At 53.5% G+C, this 15,457-nt stretch carries 13 protein-coding genes and 1 pseudogene; 4 read left to right on the top strand and 10 right to left on the bottom strand.

Annotated features, from left to right (window positions below; genetic code table 11):
• Positions 1-12 precede the first annotated feature (12 nt).
• The 3 genes from AABM52_RS15070 to AABM52_RS15060 all read right to left on the bottom strand — a co-directional run bounded on the left by AABM52_RS15070 (position 13) and on the right by AABM52_RS15060 (position 3,337).
• Positions 13-1,401, bottom strand: a complete 1,389-nt coding sequence (locus AABM52_RS15070; protein ID WP_154861854.1) for an MFS transporter — start codon at positions 1,399-1,401, stop codon at positions 13-15.
• 390 nt (positions 1,402-1,791) lie between these two features.
• On the bottom strand, positions 1,792-2,718 hold the full coding sequence (locus AABM52_RS15065; protein ID WP_154861855.1) for a LysR family transcriptional regulator: 927 nt from the start codon (positions 2,716-2,718) through the stop codon (positions 1,792-1,794).
• Positions 2,719-2,800: 82 nt separating this feature from the next.
• Positions 2,801-3,337, bottom strand: a complete 537-nt coding sequence (locus AABM52_RS15060; protein ID WP_154861856.1) for a 2,4'-dihydroxyacetophenone dioxygenase family protein — start codon at positions 3,335-3,337, stop codon at positions 2,801-2,803.
• 353 nt (positions 3,338-3,690) lie between these two features.
• Here AABM52_RS15060 and AABM52_RS15055 point away from each other — a divergent pair, with 353 nt between their 5' ends.
• Together AABM52_RS15055 and AABM52_RS15050 are read left to right on the top strand one after the other, a co-directional pair.
• Entirely contained in the window at positions 3,691-4,695 is a 1,005-nt protein-coding gene (locus AABM52_RS15055; protein ID WP_347912571.1) for an LLM class oxidoreductase, read from the top strand.
• Positions 4,692-5,639, top strand: coding sequence for a nuclear transport factor 2 family protein (locus AABM52_RS15050; RefSeq protein WP_347912570.1), 948 nt, complete (start codon positions 4,692-4,694; stop codon positions 5,637-5,639). The genes AABM52_RS15055 and AABM52_RS15050 overlap by 4 nt, the downstream gene beginning before the upstream one ends.
• A gap of 18 nt (positions 5,640-5,657) precedes the next feature.
• Here AABM52_RS15050 and AABM52_RS15045 read toward each other — a convergent pair whose 3' ends face one another.
• From AABM52_RS15045 to AABM52_RS15025, 5 genes are all read right to left on the bottom strand, one after another.
• Positions 5,658-6,674 (bottom strand): substrate-binding domain-containing protein, encoded by a 1,017-nt coding sequence (locus tag AABM52_RS15045; protein ID WP_347912569.1) that lies wholly within the window; start codon positions 6,672-6,674, stop codon positions 5,658-5,660.
• A 160-nt stretch (positions 6,675-6,834) separates the two neighbouring features.
• Positions 6,835-7,797 (bottom strand): cyclase family protein, encoded by a 963-nt coding sequence (locus AABM52_RS15040; protein ID WP_027620510.1) that lies wholly within the window; start codon positions 7,795-7,797, stop codon positions 6,835-6,837.
• Positions 7,798-7,844: 47 nt separating this feature from the next.
• On the bottom strand, positions 7,845-8,936 hold the full coding sequence (locus AABM52_RS15035; protein ID WP_347912568.1) for a glycerol dehydrogenase: 1,092 nt from the start codon (positions 8,934-8,936) through the stop codon (positions 7,845-7,847).
• 75 nt (positions 8,937-9,011) lie between these two features.
• Positions 9,012-9,782 carry an SDR family NAD(P)-dependent oxidoreductase gene (locus tag AABM52_RS15030; protein ID WP_347912567.1) on the bottom strand — a complete coding sequence of 257 codons (771 nt, stop codon included), beginning with the start codon at positions 9,780-9,782 and terminating at the stop codon, positions 9,012-9,014.
• Between the two features lie 654 nt (positions 9,783-10,436).
• Complete coding sequence (locus AABM52_RS15025) at positions 10,437-11,375, bottom strand: LysR family transcriptional regulator (RefSeq protein ID WP_347912566.1); 939 nt, start codon at positions 11,373-11,375, stop codon at positions 10,437-10,439.
• 120 nt (positions 11,376-11,495) lie between these two features.
• Here AABM52_RS15025 and AABM52_RS15020 point away from each other — a divergent pair, with 120 nt between their 5' ends.
• Positions 11,496-12,422 (top strand): alpha/beta hydrolase, encoded by a 927-nt coding sequence (locus AABM52_RS15020; RefSeq protein ID WP_027620514.1) that lies wholly within the window; start codon positions 11,496-11,498, stop codon positions 12,420-12,422.
• Between the two features lie 179 nt (positions 12,423-12,601).
• Positions 12,602-13,774, top strand: coding sequence for an MFS transporter (locus AABM52_RS15015; protein WP_347912565.1), 1,173 nt, complete (start codon positions 12,602-12,604; stop codon positions 13,772-13,774).
• A gap of 177 nt (positions 13,775-13,951) precedes the next feature.
• Here the strand turns inward: AABM52_RS15015 and AABM52_RS15010 are convergent.
• Together AABM52_RS15010 and AABM52_RS15005 are read right to left on the bottom strand one after the other, a co-directional pair.
• Positions 13,952-14,254: pseudogene (locus tag AABM52_RS15010) on the bottom strand (histone-like nucleoid-structuring protein, MvaT/MvaU family); the annotation flags it as partial.
• A gap of 298 nt (positions 14,255-14,552) precedes the next feature.
• Positions 14,553-15,455 (bottom strand): NmrA family NAD(P)-binding protein, encoded by a 903-nt coding sequence (locus AABM52_RS15005; protein WP_347912564.1) that lies wholly within the window; start codon positions 15,453-15,455, stop codon positions 14,553-14,555.
• Between the last annotated feature and the right edge of the window lie 2 nt (positions 15,456-15,457).

The following is a 15,457-nucleotide window of genomic DNA, read 5'->3' as shown; positions in this document are numbered from 1 at the left end:
GCAACAGGTTTGTTACAAACCCATGTTGCAAGAGTGCTTCGAGACCAGCGCCTTGTCGTACTTGAGGAACCAGCCGGTAGTTTCACGGGTGAAGAAAATGGTGATGATGGCCGCCAGTACCATGAGGCCGGAGATAAAGTAGAGCGCGTAGTTGTAGCCCGCAGCCTGCTCAAAGCCACCACCTGCGCCGATGAACATCCCAATCACGAAAGGCCCGAAGCCACCAGCGTAAATACCGACGTTGACGATTGAGCCTGCCAGGCCGGTCGTGCCTTGCTTTGCAGAGTCGAACGCAATGGCGTACAGCAGCGTGTAGGGCGCGTTCATCGCGAACCCGGCAAACAACTGAATCGCAATAAGCCAAGTGAGGCTGACGGATGAGTATTTGAAGAGGTACATGCCCACCGCAAGCCATGCAAAAACAAGCACCAAGCAAAGTTTTCTGCCTGCTCGGTCTGAAATCCATCCCCAAACGATCTGGCCGATACCACCGGTGATCGTGAAGAGCACCGAGTAAGCAGCCGCCTCTGCGAAGTTGTAATGGGCAACAAAGGCCAGGTACTGAGGTAGCCAGAAGCTGATGCCGAAGTAGCCAACGATTGCGAACATCGAGATTAGAGCGATAGCGGAGATGTTCGGATTTTTCATTGCAGACTTGAACGCGCCTTTGGGCACCTCCACCACACCCTGTACCGCTTCCATTGATGGAGGGGTCTCACCCACGGCTTGAGCGTGTTCGACAAAGGACTCGTAACGCTTCTTCGTACTGAACCACCAGTAGACCGAAAAGATGATGATCATCGGTACAGGGAACAGCAGGAATGCCAAGCGCCAATTTTCCGGGCCGTAAGCGTGGAGTAGAGCACTGATAGCCAAGCCACCGATCAATGTGCCCCAAGGGTATCCGGTGTGATGAAGTCCTAGGGCGAAACCACGGCGCTCCTTCGACCACCACTCGGACAAGGAGGTGACTTCGATGGCTTCGCCAGCACCGCCAAATGCGTGAGACATCACTTGCAGCGCGACAAGCACTCCAAGCGAGCCGGTCAAGAAATTGAGGCCGGTCAGAAAGGTGAATAGCGTGTAAGCAATCACGATTGGCAGGTGGCGGTATTTTCGCATCCATCCCTGACCACCTTTATCAGCCCAAATCATGCAAGGCACGGCTATCAAAGATGTAGCGATAGTGATGAACGCGGCAAGCAGTCCAGTCAGCTCAGCGCTTGTTTTGAACTCGCTGGTGATGGAGGGCAATACCATAAAGAACATCTGGCGGGAGTTGGCATCCATGGCATACACGAGCCACAAAAGAGCCATCGCGCCCCACGAGGCTGCACCTGCTCCTTTTGGCACACGATTGACCGCAGGTAATGCTTCGATTTTGTCTTGAGCAAATCCCATGGGGATATCTCCGGGTATTTATTTTTATTCTCCGGCTGAGGATCGGTGTTTTTCACACGTAAGCCCCAACATCTGAGATGAATCAGCACTCGTCATACTGCTCACCATGGACAGAGGTTATGGCTCAATTTCAGTGCTGAATATAGCTGGCAGAGCACACCTGCTGTGACCGCCAGGAACAGGTCAGTGGCACAAAATGAAAGAGGCAACAGCGAAGCATTTGGCTAAGTAATTACTTGGGAATAGGTCTCAGATTTTGAGAGATTTGTTGGGCACAGAGCAGGAGGGAAAATTACCAGAGAGGTGGATTAGTGGCTCCCTTGTGCAGGAGCCAACGTTGCACGCTAGCGCGGAGGTAGAGTGAAGATAAGCGCGGGGCCGTAGTGGCTATCAAGTCGCTTCGGGTAGTCCTCTCACGACCTTCCATGGATGCTTAATCCATTTTTCCTGAAAAAACTCGATGAAAACTCGGATGCGAGGACTTAGATGCTTTCTATCTGAGTAGAGCAGGTAAATAGGCTCTAAGATCTCCGCTTTGTACTCGTCAAGCAGGAGCACCAGCGATCCGTCCTGAACGTCTTTTCCTATGTGGAAATCTGCAAGGCGGACTATACCCGCGCCTGATTTGGCCATGTCCCTCAGCAGTTCGCCTTGGGTAAACGATCCTCGGGGCTTCACAGGGGTCGTAACACCCAGACCGTCCTGGATAAAGGCCCATTTGTTCCAAGGGCTGGCAAAACTGAAAGTAAAGCATCGATGATTCATCAGGTCTTGTGGCTGCTGCGGTGTTCCATACTTTTCCAGGTAGTCAGGCGAAGCACACAGCAACCACTCACACTCGCCGATCTTCTTCGCGATTCTGGAAGAGCTCGGAAGAATCCCGCTATGTATGGCTATGTCCAATCCTTGTTCGAACTGGTCAACGAACTGAGCGCCTAACTGAATTTCCACATCAAGACCCGGATAGGTATCCAGAAATTCTGGTAACCAGGGCACAATTTGTTGCTTCGCAAAAGAGGTCATCGTGTGGATGCGAAGCGTGCCACTGACCCTTGAAGGAAGTCCCTCTGCCAGGGAGTCAGCCTCACTCATCGCTTCGACCACCGCCTTCGCACTGCGTAGGTAAGCAGCACCCTCCTCCGTCAGCGTGAGGACTCGAGAACCTCTCTGGAAAAGACGAACTCGAAGTCGATCTTCCAGCCTCGCAATTAGTTTGCTGATGGCTGAAGGCGTCATCTCGTGCGCCCTGGCGGCAGCAGAAAAACTTCCGCACTCTGTCGACCAGATGAAGGCTAGCATTTGAGAGTATTGATCCATTTCGGTACGCTCCTTACGCGACTGAATCCACCTGTTTATCTACACAAAAAAACGCGCCGTAGCGCGTTTTTTTGAACCAAAATCAGCGAATGAACTGCTCGATATAATCGTCCGGCAAGCCCAAATTTTTGTAATGGCTGCGGGCAGATTCCAGCTTGGTGAAAACGTCTTCATAGCCAACCGCGACACCCTGTGGGTCGACGTAAGTGTAGCCACCCTGAACGTGGAACCAGGTAATCATTTCTTCGACATCTTCTGGGACGAACAGAGTGTGAGTCTCCCCTGGCGGCTCGAATGCAAAGGAGCCTTCGTCAGCAACCCAATCGTGTTCGAGGTAGTACCAACGCCCCTTCAACACGATCGCATGCACTGCACCTGAGTGGCGGTGACGTGACAAAACCCCGCTCTGCCGCACTCGGAGCAAGTTGATGTAGTACCCGCCGCTAACGCTCAGCAGCAGTGGTTTGAAAGATACTGACTTGGTGACAGGCACCCAGAGATTATCGTCTTCGAGCCAAGTGGTCATAACGCCTGGATGCACCATGTCTGGAGACATGAAAGGCACCTGCGGCAAAGCATAAGGAATGGCAAGTTCATCAGGTTTAACGGGCGTATTCATTATAATTTCTCTCAACGTGTGACTGGCGAGCGAGCCAGGATTTCAATCGCTGAGTGAGAGTAGGTGATGCTCTCGTACAGGAGAATACTCAGAAATTCACACCATCTGTGACCACTCGTCACAGCGCATTAGGCTCATCCCGTTGAACGCTGCGACTCATCCCAGACCGTCTTCTACGTACGGGTTCAAGTGATTGTCCCATCAGATATTTAATTCAACGGCTAGAGGCCATCAGTGGGTCGCGCCCCAACAGAGGGGACACATTTTCCCCAATACCTTCACTACCATGCAGACCTGTTCATCTGAAAGCCGCTTATGCATTAGTAATCGGCTTGAAATCATGAGGTTTAGCAATGACTTCTCTCAGCCCCTCCCTTGAGCTCAGTCCCGAGCTTGCAGCTCACCCGGCCTATTCGCGAGTGTTCCAGCCCGAAGGCCTCACCTTCGGATACATCATGCCTCTGGAAGGCTACCCAAATTCGCCGTTCCCTACTTTGCAGGATCATCAGCGCCTTGCTCGAATCGCGGATGAGGCTGGTTTTGCAAGTTTATGGATGAGGGACGTGCCCTTCTACGATCCAAGCTTTGGTGACACCGGGCAGATGATCGACCCCTTCGTCTACCTTGGATATTTGGCAGCCGTAACTAAACAAATTGCTCTAGGAACGACAGGAATCGTTCTTCCACTGCGCGAGCCGTTGATCGTTGCTAAACAGTCTGTGTCGGTTGACCAGCTCACCGGTGGACGCTTCATGCTGGGGCTCTCAAGCGGAGATCGCCCCATCGAATATCCTGCCTTCGGCATTGATTTTGAAACGAGAGAAGAGCGATACAGGGAAGGCTTTCAGCTCATACGCACAGTGACGGAGAACAGTTTCCCCACTGCCTCGACCCGACTTTTCGGGCAATTGGAAGGCCTCCTGGATATGGTGCCGAAGCCAGTCGGCCCGCGTCTCCCCATGATTGTGGTGGGCAGAGCCCGCCAAACACTTGAGTGGATCGCAAATAATGCCGATGCCTGGATATGGCATCTGAGTGACTTTGGTCGACTCCCTGCTCTGATTCAGGAGTTCCGATCAGCCAATCGGAGTGGTGCGTTCAAACCCTATGGTTATGCTACCTTTTTCGATCTGGCAAAAGACCCAACCACTCCTTTGGAACGCGGCTACAACGGCATCAGGATTGGACGTAATGCCCTGATAGAGCTCTGGAAACGGCAACAGGATGAAGGTGTTTCACACGTCGCACTGAATATCAAACCTCTGCAGCGACCAGCCGCTGATGTCCTGGAGGAGATGGCTGAGTATGTCCTGCCACACTTTCCCATAGGCCAACCTGTCTCGCAGGTGACCCAGTGACCGGCTCAAGTGATCGCACCGACATTAAGGGCGTTATAGCCACCTTTCTGGAAGCCTGGGAGAGCGGTTATTGGGAATCTGCTGGGGATATGTTCACTGACAATTGCCAGCTGGTAACAAGCCACATGTCCGCTCATGAGGGTGGACGCAAGATTGTCAGAGCCTTCCAGCAAGACCGTGCCAAGGCTGATGGCTTTTCAGTGAAGGCAACCAATCACTATGTGGGTGGTGGAGAAACCGACGCCACTTTCAGTCTCTACGCCTATGGCCATATCAGCAAAGCCACAAAGTCGGCCACGCTCGGATTTGGTATGACTGTCACAGGCTCTCTGAAAAAGACAGCAGGCACCTGGCGCCTCGACAGCGTGCTGATTGCCTTGAATTGGGTAACCGGGGACTACTCGCTTGCAATTCACTGGCAGCTTCCACCAGGTGACGACGGATGGAGGATTGGCGACCCAGCCCCGACCATCGTTAGCGAGCTGAATTCGCCATGGCTTGCTTTCCCTGACTCAACGGCTTCGGTGACCAGTGCGGAGTGTATTGCTGAAACCTACGCTCGTTACTCATGGGCGCTGGATCAGGCTGACATGCAGCAGCTTGCTCATTGCTTTACCAACGACGCCGCTGGTGATTTTCAACCGATGGGCCTTATTGAAGGGCGCCACGCGATCATCGGCTCCTTCAAAGAGTTTCGTCGGCCCTGGCCGTGGATGCAGCATTTCGCGGACGTGCTGGAGATCAAGTCCGACGAGGAAAAGGGTATAGCGGAAATGATTGTCGGCAGAATCATTCCGGGAAACTCACACGCGCAAGATGGCACGCCTCTCTATGGCGCGCATTACCGGATGCGGCTTCGTCGCAAGCATGAGGGATTCTGGCAACTGACCTGGAGCGAGTACCGCCCAGGCTGGTTCAATGCCAATGAAGCACCAAGAGTTTAGTCCCTTCCTGAAAACGCTCTAAGGCCGTGGCGCCGTACTATCTCGGACGACGAGTTCGATTTGTATGCGCTCGCGGCGTGCAAGTGGGCGTCCCTCGATCAGCGCAACGATGTTGTTGGCGCTGCTGATACCAATTTTCGAAGTCGGCACCCTGACGGTCGTCAGGGCTGGTACGTAGGCAGCCGCGAACTCGATATCATCGAACCCGCTGACTGATAGTTCTTTGGGGACGTCGATCCCAATGGAGCGCGCTTCCGCCAACGCTCCGATACAGGTGAGGTCAGTGCTGCAGACAATGGCTGTAGGCTTGGGGTTAAGCTCCATAGCAATCCGCAGCCCGGCGCGCCCTCCCTCAATCGTGAATGGCTGCTCAATAATCCGTTCACTTGAAAGCTCTATCCCTGACTCGAGTAGCTGAGCGGTGATTCCTTTCAGACGGTATTTTGCCCGTTCGTTGTTAGAAACAACTCCACTGATCATGGCGATACTTTGATGACCAAGGCTAAGCAAGTGCCTGGCTATCAATCGACCACCCTCCTCATTGCTGAACCCCACGCAGTGATGGTCGTGAGCACCATCAAGTGACCACATGAGAATGAATGGGCATTGGGCGGCAGTTAGTGCTTCATAAATTTCAGGACTATGTTCAGTACCCACCAACAGTAGGCCTTCGACGCCCCGCTCAATCATGTTCCTTACGTTTACCAGTTCTTGCGCCTGGTCGTATTCATGGGAAGAAATGATCAGGTGATACCCAAGCTCCGTTAGCCTTAACTGAAGGGCCTGGACAGCTTCAGCGAACGCTGGGTTGTTAAAAGTAGGAAAAACGGCTCCGATGCTGTGCGTACGCCTGGATGCCAAAGCACGCGCGGCCCCGTCTCGCACGTACCCGAGCTCTTGAACAGCTGCTTGTACTTTGGCGAGCGTTGCAGGTTTCACTAAGTGCGGGACAGCCAATGCTCTTGAAGCACTCCCCATCGAGACGCCCGCCAATTCAGCCACATCCTTGAGCTTCGGTTTCTCGATTTTTTTCATTGGAGATTCAGCATCCTCGATCGTAGCGCGGAGACAGGACGATCAGAAGAACGCCCTCGATTTGCGCAGAGGATGATAAGCCAACAGCCTGCCGTTCGGGAGCCGTTAATTGGAGAGAAAAACCTGAGAGCAGAGTTTCTGCTGCCCTCAGGCAAGACACTTATTTAATGACGATCGGATTCACAGGAGCGCCGGTTCCGCCAACGACCTTTAGAGGGGCTGCGGTGTACAGAAACGTCCACTGACCATCCTCAGCGCAGTCCTCAGCGAGAGGATCAAGCTGAGCGATCTCAGTGAGTGTGATGCCCAAGTTCCTCATGAGTGCGTTGTGCAACGGCAACGCAACCCCTGACACGGGATCGACGGTGACTTCGTTAGCGATGGTGTCGGTGACAATGTTCGGAATTTCCATCTCCTGAAACCACTTCACCAGCTCAGGGCTGTAGGTCAGGCCTGGCTCGATAAAGTCTTTGTAGAACTCTTCCGGGTCGCGTTTATAAAACGAGCCAATCCATCCAGTGCGGATGATGAGAATGTCACGCTTGTTGATAGAGACGCCTTGAGCGCGGGCCGCAGCCATTAAATCCTCATGGTTGAACGTTTCACCTGCATCCAGCACGTCTTTACCACGGTGGCGCGCTATGTCGATCAGAATGCCTCGGCCAACAATGCCTTTTTCACCCAATGGAGCAACGCTCGCCTTGGCCAGGGAACCGATAGTGGTATCGGCGCTGTAGCCATTCCAAATCTGATCGTCGTACCAGACATGCCCAAGGGCGTCGTACTGAGTTGACCCTTGAAGATGAAAAAACATCACGTCGTCGGCGAACTCGTAAGAGCCCGGAAAATGTGGGCCTTTGCCACAGTTGTAGTGACCACGATCCATGATATTCATGCGTTTTGACTGGGAGCGACCAGGCCAGACCGGGTCACCAGCAGGATCTGCCATCCGCACCTGCAAAGTAAATGTCTTGCCTTGCTTGACCTCTTTGACCCCTTGGAGAACTTCGATACCTGTAAGGTAGTTGAGTGAGCCTACCTCATCATCGGGGCCCCACTTACCCCAGTTCTTAGGGGAGTCTTTGAGCAAGTCATGAATATGCGGAACGGTCTTGTCTGTCATTTTCTGAGCCTCTTTTATTCTTGGATTAGCTGTGCTGCATTTAGCGGTTAGTTGAAACGTTCGAATCGTTGTCCCAGCTCGTCAGCACGAGCGAGTCCTCGGACGAGTCGTTCAGCCGTAAGGGCTGGCGACATATTTTTTGCGTACACCGCACCCAGTGTTGCCTGGACGACAATGTCCAGTTCCTCAGAGGTAAACGGAGACGTCTGGCCAAGGCCGTCGAGGGTGACGGGAAGATTCACATCATTCAGAAGCTGAGCGACCTCTAGGATCTCTGAGTCTGGGCGCTCTTCGACGGACATCTGCACCAGCGTCCCGAATGCGACAAGCTCACCATGCAGCATGGAAGTAATCGCAGGAATTGCCGTAAGACCTCGCACAAGCGCATGAGCTAGCGACAAGCCGCCACTCTCAAACCCAACGCCACTGATAAGGACGGTTCCTTCAACAACCCGCTCGACATCATCATTAACCTCGTGCCGGCCTACTGCTTGGTAAGCGCTGTACCCGTAGGTCATAAGCGTCTTAAACACTGCCTCTGTTAGCAGCAATGCAGTGTTCAACGCTGGAGTACCAAATGAGTTATTGCCTCCGGCAGACTGACATTGTTGCGCCTCAAACTTTTTGCTGATGGCGTCGCCGATGCCTGCGGCGAAAAACCTTGCAGGCGCACGGACAATCACTTCGGTGTCCACGACTACTGCAGAGGGGTTCATGTTCAGGTACTCGACACCAACGACCTTGTGCGCTTGGTCGTAAAGCACAATCAAACGGCTGGTTGGGGCGTCGCTGGAAGCAATGGTCGGGCATACGACAATGGGGACGTTAAGCTGAGCAGCCATCCCTTTAGCCGTGTCAATTGTCTTACCCCCGCCCAAAGCGATGATGGTGTCTGGCCTGTAATCTGCTGATCGCTCACAGAGAGACGCAATTGCAGCTTTAGTGCATTCACCGGGAAAAACGATACTGTTCGCCTCGAAGCCATGCTCTGACAATGCATTCCCTACCTCAGGCCACAGATGCTTCGAGACGAACTCGTCGCACAAGACCAAAGGGCGCGATTGCCCCATATCGGAAAGGATTCTGCCAAGCTGCTTTAGTGCGCCTGGCCCTTGCTCGTATCGGCCAGGAAAACCCATTGTTCGAACCATGCCATCACCCGCTGCTGAAAAACTGTGAGATAAATCGTTACGTTGAATACGAGCCCGGATGGATCAGCGCATCAACCAGCCACCCGCCACATCCACAACTTGGCCCGTGATGAAGTCGCTGTCGTTTGAAGTCAAAAAGCATGCTGCTTTAGCTACCTCAAGTGGCGTTCCAAGACGGCCCAACGGTGTCTCATTAACGACTGCCTGGTTCGCTTGCGCAGAAACGGTTTTTAGCAGCGGCGTTTCGATGCGTCCCGGAGCCAGCGCGTTTGCCGTAATGCCATAGGGCCCGAGCTCACCTGCCAGGTGACGGGTAAAACCGATAACTGCGGCTTTCGTGGCGCTGTAATGCGCCGCGACGATAGGGAGATAAGCGCTGCCAGCAACGGAAGACATATTCACTATTCTTCCAAAACGGTGTTTGACCATCGCTGGCGCGAGAGCTCTGACCAAGTTGAATGAGCCTGTCAGGTTGATGCCAACGACGCGATCCCATTCCTGAGGATCCATTTCCCAAATCGGCGCTGGTGCGCCCTCGTGTTTGGGTGAAATACCTGCATTGTTAATCAAGGTGTCGATCGGGCCGATCTGCTCGGTAAGCTCAACACAGGCTCGACTGCATTGAGCGAAATCTGACACGTCAGCTTTCGCCCAGGCCACCACATGTCCGGCAGCAATGAGTTGCCGGAAAAGCTCCGAAACTGACTGTTCGTCGAAATCTACCAAGGCAACCCGCGCGCCCTCCTCGCAGTACAGCCGGGCGATCGCAGCACCGATACCTCCCCCCGCCCCGGTAATGAGAACTGTGCGTCCTGAATGTCGAAGATTCGTCATGCCAAATTCCCCGCGCTAAAAAAACAGAAACAAGACGCGGTGATGCTCACACGCGTCCAATGCCGCACTGGCTGACCGAAAATTTCGGACTCATGTAAGCGGGTGGTGTTAGGAGATTTGCGTGGCGAAGCCAGTGCCCCCGTGCCGGAGCGGTCGGTGACTTTAGATAAGAGAGTGGCGAGGGCTGCCCGCGTGCTTGACCGAGCGCAGACTAATGATGCAGTGACCATCATGATCTCCAGGCTTGCCTAGGAAAACGGCAAATATGAATCGTTTCATGATCATAGCCTGCGGCCACAAGCCAACAAAATCAATTATCTGTTCACGACTCTATTTTTTGTATTTATTCTCGAAAGAGATATTTATGAAGCGCTTCATTTTTATTCGGATATTTGACCGCTGTCAAGCGTCTGCACCGTCACTTCCCCCGCAAGGAGCGCCAATAGCTCCAACGAAACGCAGTCATGAGCATCTGCGCCAATCATACTGAGGATGTGGAAAACACCGGCGCACTAAGCCTCTGAGGCACTGGCTCCTTTGGCAGGTGCACGGAATACGGGCGCAGTGCCCACGCCTGGAAGTCGATGCTCAAGTGGGATGAATACGCGATGAATATGCTAGGTATCGACTGGCCGCGCGGGCCTTGCTCACGGTTCAGGCAGAGTGAATGTCTTCCGCAGAATGCTGCTCCCATGGTGGGCATGGTGACCAAGCCTCCACGAGCTTATCGATGAAGAGTCGAATTTTTGGAGATAGGTGCCGCTTGCTAGGGTAGATCACCCGAATAGGCTCTGCGGCCTCTGCATACCCAGCGAGCAATTGAACTAGCTTGCCGCTCCTCAAATCGTCGTTCACCACGTAGGAAGGAAGAGTCGCGATACCCAGGCCAGCTACAGCTGACTGGTGTAATGACTCAGCACTGTCCATCTGTAGCCTTCCACCATGAGTAACGGACACAGAGCTACCATTCACGCGAAAATTCCAAGGAAGCAATCTCCCACCGCTCACGAAATGCAGGCACTGGTGCTCGGATAAATCCTCAGGCGTTTTAGGCTCGGCATGCTCAGCCAAATATTTGGGGGAAGCGCAGGTAATCATTTGTTGGTAGGCCACAGTGCGCGTTAACAACCGAGAATCTTCCTTCGGTGGCCCGATGCGCATGGCCAAATCAAATCCCTCATCAATCAGATCGACCAGCCTGTCAGAAAAGGTGATATCCACGCTCAGGGAGGGCCAATCCTTAAGACAGCACTCAATGTGCTGAAGGACATGAAGTCTGCCCAGCGCAACCGGCAGACTCATCCGCAATCGCCCACTGGGTGTCGAACGACGAAACGCAAGGGCATCCTCCACGTCATCCAGATCCTGAAGAACGCCCACACAGCGCTCATAAAGAACCTGGCCGTCATCGGTCATGCTCAAACTACGAGTGGTGCGATTCAGTAAACGTACCTGTAAACGAGCCTCGAGCCTGACTATCGACTTCCCCACCGCAGAGCGGGTAAGGCCAAGCTGTTTTGCCGCCGCAGTGAAGCTTCCAGCGTTTACCGAGCTCACAAACGCGGCGATATCATTCAGGTTATGGAGTTCCATACGGCCTCGGTGGTCTCAACGTTCGGGCGGCTTAGCACCTGTTATGGGGAACCCTATTCCCCAATACTAAGCATAGTATCTCAATTAGCTAATCCACTCCCACGATCAATTGAGGTCATTATGAACACTAAAGTCCAAGCAGCCGTCCAAACCTGGGCCAATAGCCTTAGCGATCTGGTACCCGTTCTTAAGGGAATCGATACCACCACAAAAATGAGCGACATCCGCGACTCTTACGCCAAAATGCTCGCGCAAAATCCAGCGCCAGCTGGCGTTAAATTCGAAGCAGTCGACATGGGTGGCGTACCCGGCACACTGGTTACTCCGGACGAGATCAAAACCGACGCGGTCGTGATGTACATCCACGGCGGCGCCTACATTGTAGGACGTCCAGACGGCTACCACGGTATCGGCGGCAACTACGCGAAAATGCTCGGTGCTCGTGTGTACATGCCGGACTACCGCCTCGCTCCTGAGCACAAGTTTCCAGCATCTATCGACGACACGTTGCGCGCTTACGAATGGTTGCTTGAGCAGAAAATCCCGGCTAACAAAATTGCGTTCTCTGGCGAGTCGGCTGGCGGCGCAATGGTTGTCAGCGTCATGGTCGCGGCTAAATCGAAAGGGCTTCCATTGCCTGCGGTTGGCTCCTCCATCTCACCATGGGCGAACCTTGAACACACCGGTGCTTCCATGAGCAACCGTGAAGGTCTGGATCCTCTGAACTCCAAGCCTGTCTTGGACATCCTCGCCAGAGCATTCCTAGGCGACACATTGGCCAATCATCCTCTGGCCTCACCTGTGTTCGCGGACGTCACCGGTCTTCCACCAATCTTGGTGCAGATCGGCGAGAACGAGCTGATGTTGAGTGATGCAATGCGCCTTGCAACTCACCTGGCTGATAACCGCGTTCGCGTCAACCTGGAAGTATGGCCTGCGATGTTCCACGCCTGGCACTTCTACGCCACCATGCTGCCAGAAGGTCAGCAGGCTATGGAGAGTTCCGTTCGCTTCATCGAGGCTGGCTTGGCCGACGCTAACCGCTAAAACGCAGAACAACCGCGATAGCTTTCTGGCTGTTGCGGTTTTGCTCATCCTGTTTCTACAAAAGCTTCATCAGGCTATTCAGAGAACCTGAGCAAGCGCCCTGCCCAACCCGAGCAAATTTCACCAAACGCCCCTTCTTGGCAGGTCGTGTCCACTGAACTCAGCAGATGGTTTTTCCGATGACACAAGACCGCAGCACGATCAACCCCAGGGTCTATGCGCTGACCTTCACTGCATTTGTAATGCTCTCCTCTGAATTTATCGTCGCAGGTTTACTGCCTGAAATTGCAACATCGCTGGCCATCACTATCGGTGAGGCGAGTGGGCTCGTGACAGCTTTTGCTTTAGGCATGGGCATCAGCGCGCCAATCATTGGTGTGCTAGCACACCGGGCCTCGAAACGATCCCTTCTCATATCTGCTTGCTTGGCATTGGTTCTCGGGAATGGGATGTCCGCAGCGTTCAACGATTACTACGTAATTCTGGCTGGTCGCGTGCTGGGTGGGATCGGTGTCGCTGTTTTCTGGACGAACGCTGCACTGGCCGCGAAGTCACTGTCACAAGGCCGTAATGAAAGCATGGCGATTGGTAGAGTCCTGGTGGGGATCTCAATCGCATCTGTTATAGGCGTCCCTGTCGGCAAGCTCCTCGCAGACGCTACCAACTGGCGGATGGCGATGTGGATGATGACGGTGCTGAGCAGCGCGGCTTTGCTAGCCGTCTGGATTTGGGTCAGGCCCTCAGAGGAATCACGACAGAAAGAAAACCTGCGCGACACCGTGCGTGTAGCCTTCAAGCCTGACGTCTCAATGACCTTGGTCAGCTCATGCTTAATGTTTGCTGGCGTAGCCTCGGTATTCAACTTCCTGGCTACCTTTTTGGAACGGGAGACCGGCTTCGGTGAGATGAACGTCACCCTGATCCTATGTCTCTACGGCGTCGCAGACATTGGGAGCAATTTGATCCTATCCAAACGTGTGAAAGACGATCTTGAGCCCCTGTTCAGACGGGCGTTGGTGACCATGGCCGTCGGCATGTGCGCCCTGTCAGTGTTTGGCAATCTCACATGGGCTGTACCACTCGCCGTCATTGTCGTTGCCAGCAGCCACGCTGGTGTCAGCCTGCTAATCGGAATCGACGTGCTAAAAAGGGCTGGGAACGCTGGTCAGTTGATCAACGCCATCAACGTATCAATGATAAATCTAGGCATCGGCCTCGGTGCAGCCACCACTGGGTTGTTGATAGATCGCGTAGGCGTAAGTGCCGTAGGTTGGATCGGTGCATGCTTCATTGCTCTGGCGCTGTGTGTTCGATGGAAAATCGAACACAGCCACGAACAGCATAATGGCTGAGTGTAGACCGAGGCTTACAATTGCCTTGAGCCTTAAGGGAACGCCGGCCAGCGCGGAATATGCCGCTTCGATATACAAGCTTCAGGGGCTCAGCGGGCTGACTGCTGAAACTAACACCCTGGTAAAGCACTAATGAAAAGGGCCCTCGACGGGCCTTTTTTTGTACTCAAACCAAACTCACTTGGTCAGCCAGGACTCTACGGTGTCGGAGCCGTGCTCAGCTTTCCACTCTTTCAGCTTTTTGTGGTTGCCGCCTTTAGTTTCGACGACGTCGCCGGTGTTCGGGTTTTTGTAGACCTTCACCTGGCGTGGTGTCCGAGTACTGGCTTGGGGCTCGGCAACTGGTGCACGTCGATCAGACTTCGGATCAAGCAGGTTGATCACGTCTTTTAGGCTGTAGCTGTATTCACCCAGCAGTGCACTCAGCTTGGTCTCAAATTCAATTTCTTTCTTCAAGCCAGCATTAAGGCTCAGCGCTTCCGTTGTAGCGAAATGTCACTGCTGCTCACCCTTTAAAGAAAATGGCGATTTTGTTCACAATGGGATCTCGCAGATATGTGAGGCTGGCCAGGAGCTAGGAGCGTTTGTTACTCGATATCCAAATGCAGCTTGGGCGTCGTAGGGTGATTATGATGCAAGGCAACTTGAGTGAGACGCAAGATTCGCTACGTGCCCTTCCCTAGCCGGAAACATCCGTTTATTTCAGAGCATCCCTAAGCGCTGCGTTCGAGAAAATTTCGACTTGCTCTCCTCAAGCGGCAAGTTGATTGCAACATCCCTAGTGCCCGACGATCGAAATTAGCTCCTGCCGATGCTCAAGAATCCATTGCTTAAGTGTTAAAGCGTGCTCTCCGGTGACATGCGGAACATCATCCCGAACGCTTCCGAGATATCCCATCCGCCCATCCACTACCTGTCGCATGATCTCGACGCCGCCATCTGCATACCACGACTCCACCGGGATACTTGCCGATGTGAAAATAGCCTGAAATTCTGCGGGGCCAAGGACGTTGGCGGTAATCTCTTTTCCGAGTAGTTCGCTTAGAAGTTTGGCGAGCTCAGGCCCAGTAGCAACATCGCTGCTAAGCCAGTACTCTTTTCCAGCGTGCTTCGCCGGCCCCTCCTGGAGCGCGGTAGCTGCAACCAGAGCGATATCCGCCGCCGCAACCCAGCCGGTTCGATATTCGTTCCAGTAAGTGGTCAGGGTGTCACCCTTTAAGCAAAGGGTAAGTATGTTTTCCATAAACATATTGGGATGAAGGAATGTCCAAGAAATTCCGCTGGTTTTAATATAGGCCTCAACCAATTGATGCCAGGCAAAGGCTGGCCCCGTGCAATCCCATTCCCCAAAAACACCGAGGTGCACGATATGCTCAACACCGGCTTTGCTGGCGGCGTCCACCAGCGTCTTGCTCTGCGCAAGCATGGCTACGGTATAGCCGGTTAAAAGGAAAACTCGATCCACGCCTGCGAGCGCGGCTCCGAAAGTTCGGGGATCGTCCAGATCAAGGTGAACGATGTCCTTTCCCTCGCCGCTTAAACGATGAACATCCTCAAGCCTGCGGGAAGTAATCCTAACGTCAACGTCAAGGTTGCCTTCTAGATTGGAAACAACTTTCTTACCTATTTGCCCACTGGAACCTATAACCAAGACTCGCGGTTTACTTTGCTTTATATTCATGG

The organism is Pseudomonas grandcourensis (assembly GCF_039909015.1).
Lineage (GTDB): Bacteria > Pseudomonadota > Gammaproteobacteria > Pseudomonadales > Pseudomonadaceae > Aquipseudomonas > Aquipseudomonas grandcourensis.
This window is presented reverse-complemented; position numbering and strand designations above follow the sequence as displayed.

Excerpts from the sequence above, each read along its gene's own strand:
- AABM52_RS15035 (WP_347912568.1), bottom strand. The coding sequence starts at position 8,936 with ATGGGTTTTCCTGGCCGATACGAGCAAGGGCCAGGCGCACTAAAGCAG.
- AABM52_RS15060 (WP_154861856.1), bottom strand. The coding sequence starts at position 3,337 with ATGAATACGCCCGTTAAACCTGATGAACTTGCCATTCCTTATGCTTTG.
- AABM52_RS15055 (WP_347912571.1), top strand. The coding sequence starts at position 3,691 with ATGACTTCTCTCAGCCCCTCCCTTGAGCTCAGTCCCGAGCTTGCAGCT.
- AABM52_RS15065 (WP_154861855.1), bottom strand. The coding sequence starts at position 2,718 with ATGGATCAATACTCTCAAATGCTAGCCTTCATCTGGTCGACAGAGTGC.
- AABM52_RS15015 (WP_347912565.1), top strand. The coding sequence starts at position 12,602 with ATGACACAAGACCGCAGCACGATCAACCCCAGGGTCTATGCGCTGACC.
- AABM52_RS15040 (WP_027620510.1), bottom strand. The coding sequence starts at position 7,797 with ATGACAGACAAGACCGTTCCGCATATTCATGACTTGCTCAAAGACTCC.
- AABM52_RS15025 (WP_347912566.1), bottom strand. The coding sequence starts at position 11,375 with ATGGAACTCCATAACCTGAATGATATCGCCGCGTTTGTGAGCTCGGTA.
- AABM52_RS15005 (WP_347912564.1), bottom strand. The coding sequence starts at position 15,455 with ATGAATATAAAGCAAAGTAAACCGCGAGTCTTGGTTATAGGTTCCAGT.
- AABM52_RS15045 (WP_347912569.1), bottom strand. The coding sequence starts at position 6,674 with ATGAAAAAAATCGAGAAACCGAAGCTCAAGGATGTGGCTGAATTGGCG.
- AABM52_RS15020 (WP_027620514.1), top strand. The coding sequence starts at position 11,496 with ATGAACACTAAAGTCCAAGCAGCCGTCCAAACCTGGGCCAATAGCCTT.
- AABM52_RS15030 (WP_347912567.1), bottom strand. The coding sequence starts at position 9,782 with ATGACGAATCTTCGACATTCAGGACGCACAGTTCTCATTACCGGGGCG.
- AABM52_RS15070 (WP_154861854.1), bottom strand. The coding sequence starts at position 1,401 with ATGGGATTTGCTCAAGACAAAATCGAAGCATTACCTGCGGTCAATCGT.